We start from the raw sequence: 20,386 nt of genomic DNA on the forward strand, positions 1-20,386 counted from the left end.
CTCAAATTTTCGATTGCACCTAACAGGTACGGTTACAACAACTCTGTTCGACTACCCGCTTCAGCAAGTACCCGCCATGGCTATGCCCTCGATTTCAGCCGGTAACGATGCCCCTTCCACCAGGGCATTGATGACGGCGACTGTTCGCTCCAACCCCAGGAAACCACCTGCGAGGTGGAATACAGCAAAGTTGTTCGATTGCTCAACATGATCGGGGTAATGCGCTTCGATCTCGGCAATACGCTGATCCAGCTCCGCAGCAGTCTTTAGTGCAGGCCCGAAAAAACGCTCCTGCTCGAAGATGTCGCTGAAGCCGCCGGTATTGATATGAACCACCGGCCGCCTGGCCAATGCCGCCTCAATTACCGCATTGGAAACCAGGCTAATGACGATGGAGGCACTCGCGAGCGCCGATTCCAGCGAAGTAGACGCAGGCAGCACCTCTATATTGCCAAGCTTCGACGCCGCCTCTTGCCAGAGCGCCATCTTGCTGCGCGGGTGCCCTTTGATCAGAACTCGCTGCTGAGGATGGCCAGCCGCCCAGTCCCGGATCAGTTGATAGCTTTGTTGATAGCCGGGCTCTTTTTCCTTATCCGGCCCGACACCCAGCACCAGCAGTGTTTTCAACGACGGCGCTGCCGGGGGCAAATCGAACGTAGGACTGATCATGTGCGACCCAGTCAGAAGCGCTGTGGTAGTGCCAAACCGCAAGGCACGACGCTGTAGCGCCTCTTCAGAGCTTTTGCCGAACAACAAGTAGTAGTCGTAGTCGATCATGCCCAGACGACGGGAGGCTTCTACCGTAGTGGCGTGGGCTAGATGCACGAGCGGCCGCTGACGCTGGTTGAGAGACAGCCGCAGAAACGGCGAATAAAGACTGCCATTTCGATCATTGAGCAAAACGCGAGGTTGGTAATGCGCCACCAGCCACTCGGCATGGGCTGCAATGCCGAAATAACGGGTAGGGACAGAATACGGCGGCGCCATCAGCTCGCGCTTGCTCAGCGTTGCGCCGGGCTCCTGCAACGACGTTTCCACTAGGTCATGACCGCTCTGACGCAGCGCTTCGATAAGCATTTTCTTGCGTTGAAAAGCGATGACCTTGGGGGCTGACTGCAGCAGCAGAACATCGCAAGGCCTGCCGGACCCGCGCTCAGCCAGGCGACGCTTGGCACGCACACCAAACCACCAATCAGCCAGCGCCTCGCGGGCAAACCGCACCGCACTGCCCACCACCCCGTGGCGTTCGCGCAGCAACAGCCAGCGGTACTGGTCCAGCGCGCGGGCTTTCGTTGCCCAGGGGTTCACCGTGTTATCAAGCATCACGCGACTCTCGTGACAGGTGTGATAGCGCAGGCAGCGCCCAGAAACACCGACGCACCGCGTCGTCCGAAAAAGACTGCTGCAGGCGCTCTAGCATCAATTGCGCAATGGCCTGCTGAGCATTGGCTTTGGCTTGCACAATGAGTGCCTGCGCTAGCGCCTGAGCATCCCCCAGCGCAAATAACTGCCCGACACCTTCAATCACTTCCTGCCCGCCTCCACAGGCCGTGCCAATCAGCGGTACGCCGGCGGCCATGGCCTCCAGCAGCACCATGCCGAATGGCTCGTGATCGGAGGACAGCGCAAACACATCGAAGGCTTTGAAGTAGCGGCGCCCCGCTGGGACCTGGCCAAGGAAATACACCGAATCACCGACACCGAGTTCAGCCGCAAGCGATTTAAGCGAGCCCTCCAGCTTGCCGCTGCCCATGATGGTCAGCAGGCTGCCGACCGGCAGATGGGGAAGCGCCTGAGCAAAACCACGAATCAACGTCGCCTGATCTTTGTCCGGATGCAGGCGACCGACATTGCCAACCAACCAGGCATCTGCCGGCAGGCCGAGACACTCACGCGCTTCGATGCGCGACAGCTGCTCAGCTTGTATTGCGGCAATATCGATGCGGTTGTACAGGGTTTCGATGCGTTCCTGGGGCCAGTTCGGCAAGCTGGTGCGCATGTCGTCGCGCACGGCGTTGGAAACACCGAGCAGCATCAGACGCGATTTGAAGGCGTTGGCAAATAGCCGGCGAGTACCACGGCGGTAATCACCAAACGCATGGTGCACGCCAATCACCGGCAGTCGGCTACCGAGTAACGCCACGTACACCGGCTTGAAGCGGTGCGCGATGCAAAAGGCAAACGCGCGCTGGCGGGTGAGGCGCCGGATATCGCGGATCGCCGCCAGCTTCAGGCCGCGCACGTCGGCGCTGTGGTATCCGAGAAAAATCACTTCGTCGGAGCCCGAGCCCGCTTCCACGGCGGCGCTCGGCTCACCGGTCAGGTAGACCGTGGTGACCTTGTACGGCGTGCCGTCGAACAGGCTGGCGTACTGACGGGCGCAGTCGAGAAACGGCCCGTCATAGCTGTGGCAGAACTGCAGAACACGCAGTTCAGTTGAGTGCGTCATACCCGTCCGCGCCTTCCTTGATCACCAAAATGTCTTCCATGATCAGGTACTGCAGGTCCGAACCGAAGAACATGTTCAGGGCGTCGGTAGGCGAGCAGATCATCGGCTCACCACGGCGGTTCAGCGAGGTGTTCAGCGACACGCCGTTGCCGGTCAGGCCTTCCAGGGCCTTCATCATGTCGTAGTAGCGCGGGTTGTATTCGCGCTTGAGCACCTGGGCACGCGAGGTGCCGTCTTCGTGCACCACTTCCGGTACGCGGGTTTTCCACTCTTCGGCGACTTCGAAGGTGAAGGTCATGAACGGGGCCGGGTGGTCGACCTTGATCATCTGCGGGCCGACGGTGTCCAGCATCGACGGGCAGAAGGGGCGCCAGCGCTCACGAAACTTGATCTGCTCGTTGATACGGTTGGCAACGCCGGCGATGCTCGGGCAACCAATGATCGAACGGCCGCCCAACGCGCGCGGACCGAACTCCATGCGGCCCTGGAACCAGGCCACAGGGTTCCCGGCAACCATGATCTCGGCGATGCGCTGCGGCATTTCCTCGATCTGTTTGAACTTGGGCTTGCTCGGGTGACGGGCGCAGGCGGCGATCACGTCTTCGTTGGAATACGAAGGGCCGAGATAGACGTGCTCCATCTTCTCCACAGGCACACCGCGCTTGTGCGAGATGTAGGCAGCGGCGCCCACGGCAGTGCCGGCGTCGCCGGAAGCCGGCTGCACAAACAGCTCTTTGACTTCCGGACGAGCAATGATGCGCTGGTTGAGTTTGACGTTCAGCGCGCAACCGCCGGCGAAGGCGATCTTGCCGGTTTCCTTGAGGATGTCGCCCAGGTAGTAATCCATCATCTGCAGCGCCAGCTTCTCGAACAGCGCTTGCATGCTGGCGGCGTAATGAATGTACGGATCGTCGGCAATATCGCCTTCACGCTTCGGCCCCAGCCACTCGATCAGTTTGGGCGAGAAGTAGAAGCCCTTGCCGTTCTCTTTATAGCGACGCAGGCCGATGACGTTGGCGTATTCGGTGTTGATGATCAGCTCGCCGTTCTCAAACTTGGCCAAACGGGAGAAATCGTACTTGCTGGCATCGCCATACGGCGCCATGCCCATGACCTTGAACTCGCCATCGAGCATCTCGAAACCGAGAAACTCGGTGATTGCGCCGTACAGGCCGCCGAGAGAGTCCGGGTCGAAGAATTCTTTGATCTTGTGGATATTGCCGTTCTCGCCATAACCGAAAAAGGTCGTGGCGTACTCACCCTTGCCGTCGATGCCCATGATCGCGGTCTTCTCGGTGAAACCCGAGCAGTGGTAAGCGCTGGAGGCGTGAGCCAGGTGGTGCTCGACCGGCTCGATCTTGATTTTTTTCGGGTCGAAACCCAGTTGTTCCAGGCACCAGACGATCTTGTTGCGGTAGCGCTTGTAGCGACGGTTGCCCATCAGGATCGCATCGAGAGAGCGGTCCGGCGCGTACCAGTAACGCTTGGCGTAATGCCAGCGGGCCTTGCCGAACAGGCTGATGGGCGCAAACGGAATCGCCACCACATCGACATCGGACGGCTTGATCCCGGCCTGCTCCAAGCAGAACTTGGCGGACTCGTAGGGCATACGGTTCTTGGCATGCTTGTCGCGCACAAAGCGCTCTTCTTCGGCGGCCGCGATCAACTTGCCGTCGATATACAAGGCAGCGGAAGGATCATGACTGAGGGCGCCGGAAAGGCCGAGAATCGTCAGTGCCACGGGAAACCTCTTGCAACGACGCATGGCCAAAGCCTGCGCGAAAAGTCGGACGGCAGACCGGAAAAGCAAAGGGCTGCCTGATAAAGCGGGGGATTATAGCCGTTGCGTTGCGCTGGGTGCGAGCGTGGCGGGGTCGGCGTGTCGCAGAACGGACGTTTGCAGGAATCGAGGCTAAAGCCTCTCCTACAGGGAGAGTGCTTCTTGTAGGACAGGCTTCAGCCTCGATGCCTTTGATCCAGCGATTGCCGCCTCCCACAACTCGAGATAGAGCAAGCTAGAGCCGCGCAATCCTAGTCAGGCCGAGCAAAAAAGGTTTTTGAAGCACAGTGGGCTGCAGTCCATGAGCATTCAAAAACCTTTTTTAACCCAACCCGGCCGACGCGCAGCCGATCGATCAGTTACGGCAAAGCGTAAGCGATGACGTAATCCCCTCTTTCAGGCGACTGCCGCGCGCCGCCGGCACTCACCACGATGTACTGCTTACCGGTTTTTGGCGACACATAGGTCATCGGCCCCGACTGGCTACCCACCGGTAACCGCGCTTTCCAGACTTCCTTGCCGCTGCCGCTATCAAACGCGCGCAGGTAGAAGTCCTGGGTGCCGGCGAAAAACAGCAGGCCGGACTGGGTGGCCATTGAGGCGCCCAGGGTTGGCATGCCGATGGGGATCGGCAGGTGCATTTTGATCCCCAGCGGGCCCGTGTCCTGCACGGTGCCAACCGGTACCTGCCAGACCAGCTTGCGGGTTTTCAGGTCGATGGCGGACATGGTGCCGAACGGCGGTTTCTGGCACGGAATGCCGGCCACCGAGAGGAAGCGCTCACGCATGGCGCCGAACGGTGTACCGGCTTGAGGTACCACGCCCATTTCGATACCACTGGCGCCGGCGGCGATCTTCTCGCGCGGGATCATGTAGTTGGCCAGGCCCAGGCGCATGTCGTTGACGAACATGTAGTGAGTGGTCGGGTCCACCGACACGCTGCCCCAGTTCATGCCACCCAGCGAGCCTGGAAATTGCAGGGCGCGGTCCAGACCCGGCGGGGTGTAAACACCTTCATGGCGCATGCCTTTGAACTGGATGCGGCACAGCAACTGGTCGAACACCGTGGCGCCCCACATGTCCGCTTCGTGCAGTTGCTGGTTGCCGATCGAGGGCATGTCCACCGAAAACGGCTGGGTCGGCGAGTAGCGCTCGCCTGGCACATTGCCCTGCGGCACGGGCTTTTCGTCGACTTTGGCAATCGGTACGCCGGTGGCGCGGTTGAGCAGGAAGATTTCACCCTGCTTGGTGATCTGCGCCAACGCCGGCTGGGTACCACCGGCCTCGTCCGGCACATCGTAGAGCAACGGTTGTGCCGGGATGTCGAAGTCCCACAGGTCGTGGTGGGTCATCTGGAAGTGCCAGCGAATGGCACCGGTGGCGGCTTCGACGGCGACTACCGAGGAGCTGTATTTGTCGTCCAACTCGGTGCGCTCGCCCGCCCAAAAGTCCGGAGTGGCATTGCCAGTGGGCAGGTAGATCAGGCCGAGTTTTTCGTCATAGGCCATGGCCGACCACACGTTCGGCGTTCCACGGGTATAGGTCTGCCCTTCCGGGGGACGTTTAGTGGTTTGCGGATTGCCCGGGTCCCAGGCCCAGATCAGCTCGCCACTGTGCACATCAAAGGCGCGCACCACGCCCGGCGGCTCGCCGGTGGAGAAGTTGTCCGCCACCCGGCCGCCGACCACCACAACATTACCCGCCACCAGCGGCGTCGAGGTTTGCTGGTAGTAGCCGTCTTTGACTTCGCCCATGTCGGTTTTCAGGTCCACCGTGCCCTGGTTGCCGAAGTCGGCGCAGGGCTCGCCGGTCTCGGCGTTGATGGCGATCAGGCGAGCATCGATGGTCGGCAGGAAAATCCGTTTGGCGCAGGCCGCCGGCGCCGGGGCCGCGACGGCGTCAGTGAGCGCAGCCGGACTGTCTTCGAAATAACCGAGGCCCCGGCAACGCTGCCAGTTGGGCGCCGAGCCTTTGGGGTCGAAGTGCCAGCGCTCTTTGCCGCTGTCGACGTCGATGGCAAACACCTTGCCGTAAGCGGTGCAGTGATAGAGGGTGTCGCCGATCTGCAGCGGGGTGTTCTGGTCTTCGGCGCCGGAACCGGTGCTTTGCGGCAGGTCGCCGGTGCGGAAGGTCCAGGCCACTTGCAGCTTGTCGATGTTGCCTTTGTTGATCTGGTCCAGCGCGGCGAAGCGGTCGCCGTGGGTGGTGTTGCCCCAATGTTTCCAGTCTTTTTGCTCCTGGCCTTTGGCGACCGGGGTGACCGCGGCTTCGCTCTCCGCCGTCACGATGGGCGTCAGCACAAAGGCATAGGCCGAGGTGGCGACAATCGCCACGGCCAACAGCGCGCTCAACACATAAGCGCCGCGACCATCACCGTCATGAGGCTCTGGCGAGAGGCGCAGCAGGCTCGGATAAAGCAGCGCCACCACCAGCCCGATCACCGTAAAGGCAAACAGCCGCGACACCAGTGGCCAGAACTCGAAGCCGGTTTCCCACACCGCCCAGATCACCGACAGCAGCAATATCGCGCCATACAACCAGGCACCGTTGGGGTTGGCCTTGGCAATCAGCACACCGGCGCCGAGCAGCGCCAGGCCGCAGAGCACGAAGTACCAACTGCCGCCCAGTACCGCCAGGTAGGCACCGCCACCAGCCAGGTACATACCGACCAGGGCAATCGCCACCCCGACCAGCACCAGCAGCCCGCGAACCAACCCGCCAGGGCGTCTTCCGCCAACGGTAATTGCCTCATTCATAACGCTCTACCCTCATTACTCAATCAACCAGTACCGGCCGTGGACCGAGGCCCGCCGCCGTGAAGGGCGCGGATTCTGCCGCGCCTACCTTGGGCTTACACCTTGCCAGGCGTAGGTGATTAGCCACCTGATGCCCTGATAAAAGCGCAAACCCAGTCAGAGAGCGGCTCGGCGCGGGGTGACTTTATGGTCGATAATCGCCCACTATGCTCAGCCCGCGACCGCAGCGGCATTTTTGATCTGTATAACGCCGGCGATGACTGCATTGAACCGACTACCGCCCTACTCCTTACTGCTCACCCTGCTCGCGGTGGCCAGCGCCCATGCCGACGAAGCGGCTTCCGCAGTGGAACTCGACCCGCTGGTGGTCAGTGGCTCTCGCCAGGCCAGCGCCAGTTTTGCTTTGCCGTTCTCGATAGATAGCGTAGATCGTCAGCAGATCAGCGACGGTCAATTGGGCATCAACGCGTCGGAAGCGCTGAATCGCGTGCCCGGCCTGGTCGTACAGAACCGCCAGAACTATGCCCAGGACCTGCAGATTTCCTCGCGCGGCTTCGGCGCCCGTTCGGCCTTCGGCGTGCGTGGCATCAAGCTGATCAGCGACGGCATTCCGGCCAGCACCGCCGATGGCCAGGGCCAGGCAGCGACCTTCAACCTCGACACCGCCGAGCGTATTGAAGTGCTGCGCGGGCCAGCGTCTACCCTGTATGGCAGCAACGCAGGCGGCGTGGTTCAGGTCTTTTCGCGCGAGCCCGAGGGGCCGCCGCAGGTGGGCGCCGAGACGATTTTCGGCAGCGACGGCATGAACAAGAACCACCTCAGCGCCGAGGGGGCCGTTGAGCAGGCCGGCTTTCTCCTTGATGCCTCGCGCATGGACACCGACGGCTACCGCGACCACAGCGCCGCCCGCCGCGACCAGACCTTTGCCAAGCTCAACCTCAAACCCGATGCAGACAGCAAACTGGCGCTGATCTACAGCAGCCTGGAGCAGAACGGCACGCAGGATCCGCTGGGGCAGACGTGGGAGGGCTATAAAAACGACCCACGTTCGGTGACCGCCAATGCCGAGCTGTACAACACCCGCAAAAGCATCGACCACCAGCAAGTGGGCGCCAACTACGAGCGCTATTTCGGCGACGCCACCCTGCAAGCCACCGCCTATACCGGCAAGCGCAGCGTGATTCAGTACCTGTCGATTCCCAAAGGCACCCCGGCCAACAACAACTTCGGTGGCGGCGTGGTCGCCTTCGACCGCCGCTTCTACGGCGGTAGCCTGCGCTGGCTGCAACCGGTAGGTGACGTTGATCTGGTATTCGGCCTGGATTACGACCAGAGCGAGGACGACCGCCAGGGCTACCAGAACTTTGTCGGTAACCAGCTCGGCGTAAAAGGCGCGTTGCGCCGCGACGAAAAAGACACCGCCACCAGCCTCGATCCGTATGCCCAGGCCACCTGGAAAATCGGCGACTGGACCCTGCAAGGCGGGCTGCGCTACAGCACTGTGGAAATCGATGTCGACGACCATTACCTGAGCAATGGCGACGACAGCGGCAATCGCCGCTACGAGCAAGCCAGCCCGGTGGTGAGCGTCGGGTATGCCTTTACGCCGGAGCTCAATGGCTACGTGAGTGTGGGCCGCGGCTTTGAAACGCCGACCCAAGGCGAGCTGGCCTACGCGCCGAACAACGTCGCCGGGGTGAACTACAACCTCGACCCCTCCACCAGCACGCAATACGAGCTGGGGCTCAAAGCGCTGCTAGGCAACAGCACGCGGGTGAATGCGGCGGTCTTCCAGATCAACACCGACGACGAGATCGTGGTGTTCGCCAACAGCAATGGCCGCACCAGCTACCAGAACGCCGGGCGCACGCAGCGCCGCGGGTTCGAGCTGGGGGTAGAAAGCCAGCTCAGCGAACAATGGACCGCCAACCTCGCCTACACCTATTTGGCGGCGCAGTACGACTCCAGTTTTGTCAGCGGCACCCGCACCATCGACAGCGGCAACAACCTCCCCGGCGTGCCGCGCACCACCTTGTTCGCCGAACTCAACTGGCAACCACTGGATGGCGTCAGCACCGCCATCGAGGGCCTGTACCGCAGCAAGGTGTACGTTGAAGACAGCAATAACGAAAAACCAGCACCGGCCTACAGCGTCTTCAACTGGCGCGCGCGCTTCGAGCAGCACTACGGCCCCTGGACCGTGCACCAGTTGGTGCGCCTGGATAACCTGCTGGACCGCCAGTACGTGGGTTCGGTGATAGTCGGTGACAGCAACGACCGCTACTACGAAGCCGCACCCGGGCGTAGCTGGTATGCCGGCGCCGGGGTTTCCTACCAGTTCGAGTAAAGGCCATCGCGGCTAAAGCCGCTCCTACGGATTGTGCGGTCGGTAGGAGCGGCTTCAGCCGCGATTCCTGCAAACGCTAGAGCGTCGGCAAACGCTGATCCAGCAGTTGATACAGCGCAGACTCCACCGGCCAGTTGCGCAAGAACCGCGCGCGATCCCGTCCATAAGCTTTGGCGAAACCAGCCTGACTGCGGTGCTGCTGCATGGCGTCGAGGTCGATCAGGGTCCACTGGTTCTGGTACCAGAACAGGTTGTGGCCTTTGAAGTCGCCATGGCTGATGCGCTCGCGAATCAGCGCGGCGAACAAATGGTCCAGCGCCAGCAGCTCACTGTCTGGCGGCGTGCTGTTCAGGTACGGCGAGAAACGCGCGATCAAATCTTCATTGCCGCAGTAAGCGGTCACCAGATAGGCGCGGCGACGCAACCAGCACCAGCGCCGTTCGATCACTGCCAGCGGTTGCGGGGTGGCGATGCCCAGCACCAGCAGGCGGTTGCCTTCGCGCCAGCTGTGCCACGCACGGCTGGGGCGCCAAAAGCGCTTTAGCCAGTGGGCGAAGTTCTTCACGTTGTAGCGTTTGACCACCAGCGGCTCGCCCGCCACCTCAACGCGCGCCACGGTCGCCGCGCCGCCGGTTTTGTACAGGTGGCCGGCATCGATGGCGGCGTCCGGGTTGGCCAGCAAGGTCTGCAAGCGTGGTTCGGCTTCGCGGCGCACCACGCGCAGGCCGAAAGCGCCGATCCGCGCGCTGAACAGGCTGCACTCGCGGGCGGCCTTTTTCAGGTAGTCACGCACACGCCAGCGCCGCACCTGGGCGACTTCGGCGAGGAGTTTTTCCAGTGGCAAGGCGTGCTCGCCATTGGCCAGCAAATAGTGAATCAGCAACTCTTCAAGAAACGGCTCAAGGTTGGCCGGCAGTTGAGCGAAGAACACCCCCAGGTTGCGCAGCACCTCGTCACGCCCCAGCGCCTGCCCCGGCACCTGGGCCTGCACGCCACCGCCATCGATCAGGTAGAGCTGGCCGTTGTGCTGCAGCAGATTGTCCAGGTGCAGGTCGGCCTGCCACAGGCCCTTGCTGTGCAACTGCGCGATCGCCGCCAGGGCTTGAGCGAGGACCTGCTGCTGCGCATCGGAGGCGGGCGCTTCGTGCTCCACGGCACACCAGGCGTCGCCCAGACTTTGTGCGCCATCCAGATACTCGAACAGCAGCCAACCGCCCTCACCTGCTGTGTAGCCTTCAGCCAGCAGCGCGGGAGTCAGCAGACCTTGTTCGGCCAGCAGGTGCACGCCCTTGGATTCGCGGTTGAAATGGCGTTCGGCCTTGCCGCCCACCAGCAACTTGGCCAGCACCTGGCGACCCTGCCACTGGGCAACACCGACGTAACGCTGCCCCGGCAATACCCGCAGCAGAGTCAGCAGACGCAGCTCCTCGCCAGCCACCTGCAGACTCAGCGGCAGAGCCGGTGTACGGCCCGCGTCGCGCAGTTGGCCAAGGTTCATTTGCGCGCGGCCTTGTGTGCACTACGGGCGCCCAGACGCTTGCTCCAGCCCTTCGCATCGCCCTTGTCGCCGACGTAGGCCAGCAATAATTGCCAGACTTCCTCCTGACTCCAGTTGCTGGCGCGGCGCAGCAAGGGCTCGAGGTCTTTGATCCGGTCGCGCTTGCCGAACACCAGGCGGCGGGTTTTTTCCAGGTCGATCAACTGCGCGTCGAAACCAGCGGCCGCTTCACGCAGGAAAATATGCTTGGGATAAAAGCAGCCGTGCATCTGATGGGCGTCGTGCAGACGCCGCGCCAGTTCGCCGCAGGCGCGCAGAATGGCCATGCGTTGCGCCTCGCTGCGCTCGCTCCAGTCGCGCAACCAGTGCTCGAGGTCTTGCCAGCCGTCGAGGGCACGGGTCAGCAGAATCGCCTGCTGCTTACCGTCCACTTCGCGCTGGGCAAAAAATGCCGCATGCAGAGCCGGAATGCCGAGCTTCTGGTAACGCTCGATATTGCGCAGTTCGCGGGCGAAGGTCGGCTCGCCAAACGGATGCAGCAGGCTGCGGGTCAGGTGGTTGGTCTGGCGTTTGAGGTAATAGGCCGACTCGCCGAGCACCAGACGCGACACAGTGCTGTAACCGCCGCGCTCGGTATTGGGCTCGTCCACCGCGTCCAGCTCCAGGGCCCAAAGGGCGTCGAAACTGTCCAGCTGGTGCGCGGCGAGCACCGCACGGTCCTCGGCGGCGATAAAGTCCTTCATTCCCGACCCTCGAAGAATTTCACGATCTTGCGGATCTGTTTTTTGTCCGCTTGGTTGAGCCTGGCGTGCCCGCTGTATTGCAGATAAAAGCGCAGGCGCTGGGTGTTGGAGAGCTTGTACTTGGCCACTTTGTCCAGGCAGGCGAGGTCTTTAATGATCCGGTAACGCAACACAAAACCACGCCAGAATGCGCCGTTGGGGCAATCGATAAAGAACAGTTTGGCCTGGTCATCGACCAGCAAGTTGCGCCACTTCAGGTCGTTGTGGGTGAACGAGTGGTCGTGCATTACCCGCGTGCCGTGGGCCAGCTGACGGCTGATGCCATCTACCCAGGCGGCGTCCTGAAGGCGCACATCACCCTTCTTCGCCATGCGCCCCAAGTCATCGGTATTGGGCAGTTCGCGGGTGATCATCGCGCCGCGAAAAAAGGCGCCATTGCGCCGCTCGTAACCACGGGCCACCACCTCGGCAGTGGGCAGGCCCCACTCGGCGAAGCGCTTGAGGTTCTGCCACTCACTGCGTACCCGCAGGCGTCCGAGATAAGGGCGCAAGCCCTTGCCGGCGCTGCGGTAGCGTTTGACGTAATAGCTCACGCCATCGCGCTCGATGCGGATCACTTCCGAGATCGGGTCGCGGGTCATGCGCTCGCCGGTCAGGGCGAACACCGCATCGAGGTCGCCGAAGTCGGCGGCCAGGTGCTGGTAACTCGGTTCCAGGTGCCACGACGCCATCAGAGCGCGTCCCCGTAGCGTTGTTTGCGCTCGTACAACTTGGCGGCCTTGAGCTCCAGCCAGGCCAGCAACGCCGCTTCTTCGCGCAGAATCTGGCGCAGGTTGCAGGTGCCTTTGGCGGCAAGGAAATAGGCGCGCAGAAAACGCAGCTTGTCGCGCTGGGTCAGACCGATATCGAGGGCCGAGAAGTACAGGGCAGCGAGGTCTTTATCGCGCCAGCGGCGGCTGATTTTCTCCCGGCTCTGGGCGCGGTGCAGGTCGATCACCGACAGTTTGAAGTCATCGGCTGTCACTGGTTTGTCGGTGTGCAGCAGGAAATGGCAGATGTAGCAGTCGCGGTGGTTGACCCCGGCGTGGTGCATCATCCCGGTCATGCGCGCCACTTCGGCGATCAGCGCGCGTTTGAGGCGCGGCTCGGGCGGCTGCTTGAGCCAGTCGATGCTGAAGTCTTCGAGGCTGATGGTGGGCGCCAGCTCTTCGGTGACGATAAAGGAATGCTGCGCCGCCGGGTTGTTGCCACGCTCGCCAAAGGCCACCGCGGTCATGGTCGGCACACCGACCTCGGTGAGGCGCTGGATGGCGGTCAGTTCCTGCCCGGCACCGAGCACCGGCAGCTTGGCAGTGAACAGGTTCTTGAAGATTTCGCCCCAACCAATGCCGCGGTGAATCTTGACGAAATAACCCCGCCCATCGACTTCGGTGCGCAAGGTACGGCGGCCTTCCAGCTCGCGGTACACCTGGCCGTCCAGGCGCTCGACGGCGGCGAACGCATCCTGCCCGGCCCACAGGCGTTTGAAGGGCTCGTTGAGCAGCAGCTTCACGGGCGCGCCTCCAGAATCACATCGGCCGCACGTTGCGGCAGGCTATAGAGGTCGGCGCTGTCGGCGAAGGCCAGGCCATTGGCAGCCCAGGCGGCGCGCTGGGCGTCGTCTTCGAGCATGCTCTGCAGCGTGCTGTTGAGTTGTTCCTGCTGGAACGGGCTGGGCACCACGCGGCCGCAGTCGGCTTCTTCGATGTAGTGGGCATAACCACAGACATCAGTGACCAGCACCGGCAGCCCGGCCACCAGCGCTTCGAGCAACACGGTGCCGGTGTTTTCGTTGTAGGCCGGATGAATCAGCAGGTCGGCGCCGAGCAGAAAGCGCGGAATATCGCTGCGACCTTTGAGAATCTGCACCTGCTCGCTGATGCCCAATGCCGCGACCTGCAGCAGAAATGGCTTGGGATCGTCCTGGCCGATAACGATCAGCCGGGTGCGTTTTTTCAGTTCTTTCGGTAAGGCGGCGACAGCTTTCAGGCTGCGATCCAGGCCCTTGGTTTTGAACCCGGAGCCTATCTGCACCAGCAGCAGATCATCGTCGGCCAGGTTGAATTCACGGCGGAACTCGGCACGGATCTCGGCAGCATTGGCCGGCGCGCGGCGGTCGGGCGCAATGCCTGGCGGCAGCAGGTGAAAACGCTCGGCCGGGGTGGCGTAGTGTTTGACGAACAGCGGCTGCTGCACTTCGGAAATCATCAGCACTTCGGTCTTGGCAGTGGGCGCGAACACCGCCCGCTCGTAGTCGGAGAAGTGCTTGTAGCGGCCCCATTTGCGGTACAGGGCGTTGCGCAGGTTCTGCGCTTTGTCTTCGAAACAGCCGTCGGCGGCGTAGTAAACGTCCAGGCCCGGCATCTTGTTGAAACCGACCACGCGATCCACCGGGCGTTTGGCCAGGTCGGCTTGCACCCAGGCGAGCAACTTCTCGTTGCGGCGGTGGTTGAACCACGCTTTGACCGGTGCCACCAGCACTTCGAAACCGGGCGGCACGTCGCCTTCCCAGATCAGCGTGTAAACGCGAATGCTGTGGCCACGCTGCTGGCACTCCAGGGCGATGCGCATGAAGTCACGCTGCAGGCCACCGAAGGGAAAGTACTTGTACAGAACAAAGGCCAGTTGCATCACACAGTCTCAGGCAGAAGGAGCAGGGCTTGTAACTCGGTGGCCACACGCTCGGGCAGCAGGTCATCGAAACAGGGTTTGTCACGGTCGCCCAGGCCGGCATTCGGGCCGGTGGCGCACAGGTGAATCTGCGAGCGGCCATAGGCACCGACGCGGCCCGGCAAGGTCGGGCCGTACAACGAAATAGTCGGCACATCGAGGGCGGCGGCCAGGTGGCCGAGGCCGGTGTCCACCGCCACACAGGCTTGCGCCCCGGCGATCACTTTGGCCACGCCCGCCAGGTTTAATTTGGGCAGTACCACGGCGTTTTCCAACCCCGCAGCAATACGTTCGGCGCGTTGCTGCTCGGCGGCGTTACCCCACGGCAGGCGAATGGCGTAGCCCAGCTCGCTCATTTGCTCGGCCAGGCTGCGCCAGTAGTTCTCTGGCCAATGTTTGCTGGCCCAGGTGGTGCCGTGCAGAAACAGCAGGTATGGCGGTGCGTTGGGATCAGCCAGTTGCGCGCGGTTCAGGCCGTAGTCACCAATGCCGGCCGGCAGCGGGTAGTCCAGGGCCTGGGCGAACAGCTGACGAATCCGCTCCAGCGCGTGCTGCTCGCGCGGCACCGCGTAGGTGCGGTCGTAGAAGCGGCAGGCAATCGACTCGCGCGCCGAGTCGCGGTCGTAACCGGCAATTGGCCCCTGCACATAGCGGGTCAGCCAGGCGCTTTTCAGCAGGCCCTGTGCGTCGATGACCAAGTCGTATCGGGTTTCGCCCAGGCGCTGCTTGAAGCGTTTCCAGTCGCCGTTCTTGAAGGTCTGCCAGAGGTTCTTGCGCCAGCGGCGGATGGCCACTGGAATGACCTGAGCCACGGCCGGGTGCCAGGCCGGAATCTCCGCGAAGCCCTCTTCCACCACCCAGTCGAACTGGATGCCGGGAATCGCCCGGGCCGCATCGGTCAGCGCCGGCAGGCTATGGATCACATCGCCAAGCGACGAGGTTTTTATCAGCAGAACCCGCATCAATCGACCTCGACCGCATCAGGCGCCAGACGCCCCAAGGCTTCCACCACCGGCCGCGGTTTGAGCTCGCGCAGGCAGTTGTAGTGGCCGAAGCGGCAGGTGCGGTCAAAGCACGGGCTGCATTCGATGCCCAGGCGGACGATTTCCACTTTCTCGGCCAGCGGCGGGGTGAAGCCCGGCGAGGTGGAACCGTAAATCGCCACCAGCGGGCGATTCAAAGCGGCAGCCACATGCATCAGCCCGGAATCGTTGGAGGCCACGGCCGTGGCGCACGACATCAGGTCGATGGCCTCGGCCAGCGAGGTTTCGCCCGCCAGGTTGTGGGCTTCTTCACGCAGACCGGGAATCAGCCGCGCGCGAATCGCCTCGCCAACGGCGTGATCATTTTTCGAGCCGAACAACCACACCTGCCAGCCTTCGCGAATCTTCAACTCGGCGACTTTGGCGTAATGCTCGCTCGGCCACTTCTTCGCCTCGCCGAACTCGGCGCCGGGGCACAGGGCCAACACCGGGCGATCCAGCGCCAGGCCGAACTTGCCCAATGCGGTATCGCGGCTTTGCGCTTCGATGCGTAGGCTCGGTTGTGGATAAGGTTGCGGCAGTTCTGCGTCCGGCTCGTAAGCCAGGGCCATAAAACGCTCGATCATCAGCGGGTAGCGCTCTTTGTCGAGCTTGCGCACGTCGTTGAGCAAGCCATAGCGCAGCTCGCCTTTCCAACCCGTGCGCTTGGGAATACCAGCGAAGAACGGCACCAGTGCCGACTTCAGCGAGTTGGGAAGCAGAATGGCCTGATCGTACTGACCCGCCAGCGACTTGCCGATGCGCCGCCGCGTGCCCAGCTCCAGCGCGCCATGGCCGAGCGGAAAGCTCAACGCTTTGCGCACCTCGGGCATGCGTTCGAGAATCGGCCGACTCCAGTCGGGCGCCAGCACGTCGATCTGGCAGTCGGGATGGCGCTGTTTCAGGCACTGGAACAGGGTCTGCGCCATCACCATGTCGCCGACCCAGCTCGGCCCTACGATCAGTATGTTCATTCAAACTCCGCAAATGAGCAGGGAGGCCCTTAAGCCTCCCTGTCACTGCCAATTGCTCTGTTGTCGGTGTTGCGGTGACCTGTTGCTTACTTGACCGCGGTGCGCCATTCGGCGTGCGCGCTGGTCTGGCCAGTCACCAGATCGAAATAGGCTTTCTGCAGTTTTTCGGTGACCGGGCCACGGCTGCCGATCCCGATGCTGCGCCCGTCCACTTCGCGGATCGGCGTCACTTCAGCGGCGGTACCGGTGAAGAACGCTTCGTCGGCGATGTACACCTCGTCGCGGGTGATGCGTTTTTCCACCACCGGAATACCCAGTTCACCGGCCAGGGTCAGCACGGTGCTGCGGGTGATGCCGTTCAGGCACGAGGTGACTTCAGGGGTGTAGAGCACGCCGTCTTTGATCAGGAAGATGTTCTCGCCGGAACCTTCGGCCACGTAGCCTTCCGGGTCGAGCAGCATGGCCTCGTCGGCACCGGCGGAGACCGCTTCCTGCAACGCCAGCATCGAGTTGATGTAGTTGCCGTTGGCCTTGGCGCGGGTCATGGAAATGTTGACGTGGTGGCGGGTGAAGGAGCTGGTGCGCACCTTGATGCCTTTTTGCAGGGCTTCGTCGCCCATGTACGCGCCCCAGTGCCAGGCAGCAACGATCACGTGCACTTTCAGGCTGTCAGCGCGGATGCCCATGGCTTCAGACCCGTAGAACACCATCGGGCGGATGTAAGCGCTTTCGAGGTTGTTTTCACGCACCGCCGCACGGGTGGCTTCGTTGATCTGTTCTTTAGTGAACGGCATCTTCATGTTCATGATGTGAGCCGAATCGAACAGGCGGTCGGTGTGCGCTTGCAGGCGGAAAATCGAGGTGCCCTGCGGGGTGTTGTAAGCGCGGACGCCTTCGAAAACACCCATGCCGTAATGCAGGGTATGGGTCAGCACGTGGGTGGTTGCGTCGCGCCATTGCACCAGCTCGCCGTCATACCAAATCACACCATCACGATCGGCCATCGACATCGTTCAGCTCCTCAGAAACTTGCTTCAGTAGGGTTGCTTGTTCGGGGTTGCTTGAGTTCGTTCGTATCGCTTGGGGCGTTCAACTGAGCCCCAGTTCGCGCCAGATGCGCATCACTTCCTGGCGTTCATTCTGGAACTGCTCGCCGCTGACCGTGCCCGGTTGCTTTTGCAAGGCCAGGCGGTGCGAGGCGGAACGGTAGGCCTTGTAGACCTCCTGCAGCAGGGTGGCATCGGCCGCGGGCATCAAGCCCAGGCGTTCCAGGCCTTCCAGAATGCGAATGTTGTCGGTGTACTGCAACAGCGGCGGATACGCGCCAGACCAAGCCAAGGCCGCGTATTGCACCATAAATTCAATATCGACGATACCTCCGGCGTCCTGCTTGAGATCGAACGGCGCTGCGGCTTCGAAGGCATTTTGCCCGGTGCCGGCGGCGGTCTGCTTGCTGCCAAGGTTGTCGCGCATCTTGGCGCGCATCTCGCTGACTTCGGCGCGCAGCTTGTCCAGCTCCCGGGGTTTACCCAGCACCTTGGCCCGCACACCTTCGAAGGCCGCGCCGACCCGCTCGCTGCCCACCAGCACCCGCGCCCGCACCAGCGCCTGGTGTTCCCAGGTCCAGGCTTCGTTCTCTTGATAGCGCTCGAAGGCGCCCAGCGAGCTGACCAACAAGCCCGCCGCGCCGGATGGACGCAGGCGCATGTCGACTTCATACAGCTGGCCAGAGTTGGTCTGCGCGGTCAGCAGGTGAATGATCCGCTGCCCCAGGCGATTGAAGAACTGCGCGCCGTCGATGGGCTTGGCGCCATCGGTTTCGGCCTGCGGGTCGCCGTCGTGGATAAACACCAGGTCGAGGTCGGAGCCATGGCCCAGTTCGATGCCGCCGACCTTGCCGTAGCCGACAATGATGAAGTCCGGGTCGCACAAGCCACCATCGGCGCGTTGCGGGGTGCCGTGCTTGGCCACGGTGTGGCGCCAGGCCAGGGCCAGCACCTGATCGAGAATGGCCTCGGCCAGCCAGGTCAGGTAGTCGCTGACCTTCATCAACGGCAAGGCCCCGGAGATTTCCGACGCTGCCACTCGCAACCGGTGGGCCAGCTTGAAGTGGCGCAAGGCCTCCATCTGTTGTTCCAGGTCGTCTTCGGGAATCCGCGTCAGGCGCTCGCGCAGCTCGGCAGCCAGCTCCGGCGCCAACGGCGGCTTGAACAGACGACCTTCGTTGAGTAGTTCGTCCAGCAGCAGTGGGAAGCGGCTGATCTGCTCGGCAATCCATGGGCTGGCGGCACACAGGGTCAGCAGTTGCTGCAAAGCGCCAGGGTTCTCGGTGAGCAGCACCAGGTAGGCCGAGCGACGCGCCACCGCTTCGATCAGCGGCAGCACGCGCTCCAGCACCAGATCGGGGTTTTCATGCTCCACCGCCTGCGCCAGCAGCCGCGGAATAAAGGCGTCCAGGCGTTCCCGGCCAAGACGCTGCATAGCGCGCACCTGGTTGCCGCTGCGCAGACCGGCCAGGCGCTGCCAGGCCGATTGCGCGTCGGCAAAGCCGGCGTCGGCCAGTTGCCGGCAGGCGCTTTCTTCGTCCAGCGCATCTTCCCAAAGCGGCAGCCATTCGCTGCCGACGCACAGATCGGCTTCACCGTTTTCGTCTTCATCTGGGTCGGCGATCACTTGGCGGAAGTGCCATTCGATGCGCCCACGCCAATACATCAGGCGCTCATGGAAGGCTGCCCAGGTATCAAAGCCCATGATGAAGGCGACGCGAGCGCGCTCGTCGTCATTGTCCGGCAGCATCTGCGTCTGGCGGTCGGCGATGGCCTGGATGGCGTGTTCGGTGTAACGCAGAAATTCATAGCCGTCGCGCATTTCGGCGACCACAGCCGGCGGCAGGTAGCCCTGCCCCTCCAGGGTTTTCAGCACCTTTAATAGCGGCCGCTGCTGCAGGCTGAGGTCACGGCCACCGTGAATCAGCTGGAACGCCTGGGCGATGAACTCCACCTCACGGATGCCGCCGGAGCCGAGTTTGATGTTGTCGGCCATGCCCTTGCGCCGCACTTCCTGCTGAATCAACAGCTTCATCGCGCGCAGGGCTTCGATGGCGGAGAAATCGAGGTAACGGCGGTAAACGAACGGGCGCAACATATCCAGAAGCTGCGCGCCGGCGGCCTGATCGCCGCCGACCACCCGCGCCTTGATCATGGCGTAACGTTCCCAGTCGCGGCCCTGGTCCTGGTAGTACTGCTCCAGCGCGTTGAAGCTGAACACCAGAGAACCGGCCGAGCCATAGGGGCGCAGGCGCATATCGACGCGGAACACGAAGCCCTCGACGGTGATCGCGTCCAGCGCCTTGATCAGCCGCTGGCCGAGCTTGATGAAGAACTCCTGGTTATCCAGCGAGCGCTTCACCCCTTCGGTTTCCCCCCCCTCGGGGTAGGCGAAAATCAGGTCGATATCGGAAGACAGGTTGAGCTCCACCGCCCCCAGCTTGCCCATGCCCAGCACCACCATATGCTGAGCTTCGCCAGTGCGCCGTCCGATAGGCGTACCGAACTGTTCGCAGTGCCGCGGGTACAACCACTGATAGGTGAGGTCGATACTGGCGTCGGCCAGATCGGAAAGATCTTTGCAGGTTTGCGCCAGGTCCGCCTGACGACTGACATCACGCCAGATAATCCGCACTTGCTGGCGGTTGCGCAGACGGCGCAGCACGTGGCCCAACTGGGCTTCATCGGTGCACTCGGCCAGTGCGTCGGCCATTTGCTGGCGCAACTCGCCCTCTTGCAGCTGCCGCTCCAGCTCGCCGCTGGCGGCCAACGCCAGGAGCGCCTGCGGATCGCGGACAGCTTGTTCGCTGACGAAATCGCTGGCGCCGATAACACGCCTGAAAGCTTCAATGCGCTCGGTCGGCCACGCATCGAATTGGCTTGTGATACCGCCCAGCGAGGCACGGAACGATTGCTCGCCACGCTGGACGAAAGGCTTGAGGGCAGCTGGCAACTCGACGAGCGGAGGCAAATTCATGATCTATCCTGTGATCGGCGTACAAACCGCTGGAAGCCCCGGATTGTCGCGATTTTTTCGTTCTAATGTGTACACAATGTAGTTT

Annotated in this window: 14 protein-coding genes; 1 reads left to right on the plus strand and 13 read right to left on the minus strand. The window is 62.4% G+C overall.

Annotated features, from left to right (window positions below; translation table 11 throughout):
• Nucleotides 1-60: 60 nt before the first annotated feature.
• From C8K61_RS11365 to C8K61_RS11380, 4 genes are all read right to left on the minus strand, one after another.
• The gene (locus C8K61_RS11365) at nucleotides 61-1,323 is read right to left on the minus strand and encodes a polysialyltransferase family glycosyltransferase (protein WP_108096372.1); all 1,263 of its coding nucleotides are present in this window, start codon (nucleotides 1,321-1,323) and stop codon (nucleotides 61-63) included.
• Nucleotides 1,316-2,449 (minus strand): glycosyltransferase, encoded by a 1,134-nt coding sequence (locus C8K61_RS11370; RefSeq protein WP_108096373.1) that lies wholly within the window; start codon nucleotides 2,447-2,449, stop codon nucleotides 1,316-1,318. The genes C8K61_RS11365 and C8K61_RS11370 overlap by 8 nt, the downstream gene beginning before the upstream one ends.
• A complete protein-coding gene (locus tag C8K61_RS11375; protein WP_108096374.1) occupies nucleotides 2,433-4,190 on the minus strand; it encodes a carbamoyltransferase in 1,758 nt (585 codons plus the stop codon). Before C8K61_RS11375 ends, C8K61_RS11370 begins: the two co-directional genes overlap by 17 nt.
• A gap of 398 nt (nucleotides 4,191-4,588) precedes the next feature.
• Complete coding sequence (locus tag C8K61_RS11380) at nucleotides 4,589-6,985, minus strand: glucose/quinate/shikimate family membrane-bound PQQ-dependent dehydrogenase (protein ID WP_108096375.1); 2,397 nt, start codon at nucleotides 6,983-6,985, stop codon at nucleotides 4,589-4,591.
• Nucleotides 6,986-7,241: 256 nt separating this feature from the next.
• Between C8K61_RS11380 and C8K61_RS11385 the strand changes: the two genes are divergently transcribed.
• The gene (locus C8K61_RS11385; RefSeq protein ID WP_108096376.1) at nucleotides 7,242-9,332 is read left to right on the plus strand and encodes a TonB-dependent receptor; all 2,091 of its coding nucleotides are present in this window, start codon (nucleotides 7,242-7,244) and stop codon (nucleotides 9,330-9,332) included.
• 76 nt (nucleotides 9,333-9,408) lie between these two features.
• Here the strand turns inward: C8K61_RS11385 and C8K61_RS11390 are convergent, their stop codons facing one another.
• From C8K61_RS11390 to glnE, 9 genes are all read right to left on the minus strand, one after another.
• Nucleotides 9,409-10,830, minus strand: coding sequence for a lipopolysaccharide kinase InaA family protein (locus tag C8K61_RS11390; protein WP_108096377.1), 1,422 nt, complete (start codon nucleotides 10,828-10,830; stop codon nucleotides 9,409-9,411).
• Nucleotides 10,827-11,573, minus strand: a complete 747-nt coding sequence (locus tag C8K61_RS11395) for a lipopolysaccharide kinase InaA family protein (protein WP_108096378.1) — start codon at nucleotides 11,571-11,573, stop codon at nucleotides 10,827-10,829. The genes C8K61_RS11390 and C8K61_RS11395 overlap by 4 nt, the downstream gene beginning before the upstream one ends.
• Complete coding sequence (locus tag C8K61_RS11400) at nucleotides 11,570-12,304, minus strand: lipopolysaccharide kinase InaA family protein (RefSeq protein ID WP_108096379.1); 735 nt, start codon at nucleotides 12,302-12,304, stop codon at nucleotides 11,570-11,572. The genes C8K61_RS11395 and C8K61_RS11400 overlap by 4 nt, the downstream gene beginning before the upstream one ends.
• Nucleotides 12,304-13,125: a lipopolysaccharide core heptose(I) kinase RfaP gene (gene rfaP, locus C8K61_RS11405; protein ID WP_108096380.1), complete on the minus strand. Its 822-nt coding sequence runs from the start codon at nucleotides 13,123-13,125 to the stop codon at nucleotides 12,304-12,306. Before rfaP ends, C8K61_RS11400 begins: the two co-directional genes overlap by 1 nt.
• Entirely contained in the window at nucleotides 13,122-14,243 is a 1,122-nt protein-coding gene (locus C8K61_RS11410) for a glycosyltransferase family 4 protein (RefSeq protein WP_108096381.1), read from the minus strand. The genes rfaP and C8K61_RS11410 overlap by 4 nt, the downstream gene beginning before the upstream one ends.
• Nucleotides 14,243-15,244 (minus strand): lipopolysaccharide heptosyltransferase I, encoded by a 1,002-nt coding sequence (waaC, locus tag C8K61_RS11415; RefSeq protein ID WP_108096382.1) that lies wholly within the window; start codon nucleotides 15,242-15,244, stop codon nucleotides 14,243-14,245. Before waaC ends, C8K61_RS11410 begins: the two co-directional genes overlap by 1 nt.
• On the minus strand, nucleotides 15,244-16,278 hold the full coding sequence (gene waaF, locus C8K61_RS11420) for a lipopolysaccharide heptosyltransferase II (protein WP_108096383.1): 1,035 nt from the start codon (nucleotides 16,276-16,278) through the stop codon (nucleotides 15,244-15,246). The genes waaC and waaF overlap by 1 nt, the downstream gene beginning before the upstream one ends.
• Before the next feature lie 86 nt (nucleotides 16,279-16,364).
• Complete coding sequence (locus C8K61_RS11425; RefSeq protein ID WP_108096384.1) at nucleotides 16,365-17,288, minus strand: branched-chain amino acid transaminase; 924 nt, start codon at nucleotides 17,286-17,288, stop codon at nucleotides 16,365-16,367.
• Between the two features lie 79 nt (nucleotides 17,289-17,367).
• Nucleotides 17,368-20,301, minus strand: a complete 2,934-nt coding sequence (glnE, locus tag C8K61_RS11430; protein WP_108096385.1) for a bifunctional [glutamate--ammonia ligase]-adenylyl-L-tyrosine phosphorylase/[glutamate--ammonia-ligase] adenylyltransferase — start codon at nucleotides 20,299-20,301, stop codon at nucleotides 17,368-17,370.
• Between the last annotated feature and the right edge of the window lie 85 nt (nucleotides 20,302-20,386).

This window comes from Pseudomonas sp. GV071, from assembly GCF_003050835.1.
Classification (GTDB): Bacteria; Pseudomonadota; Gammaproteobacteria; order Pseudomonadales; family Pseudomonadaceae; genus Aquipseudomonas.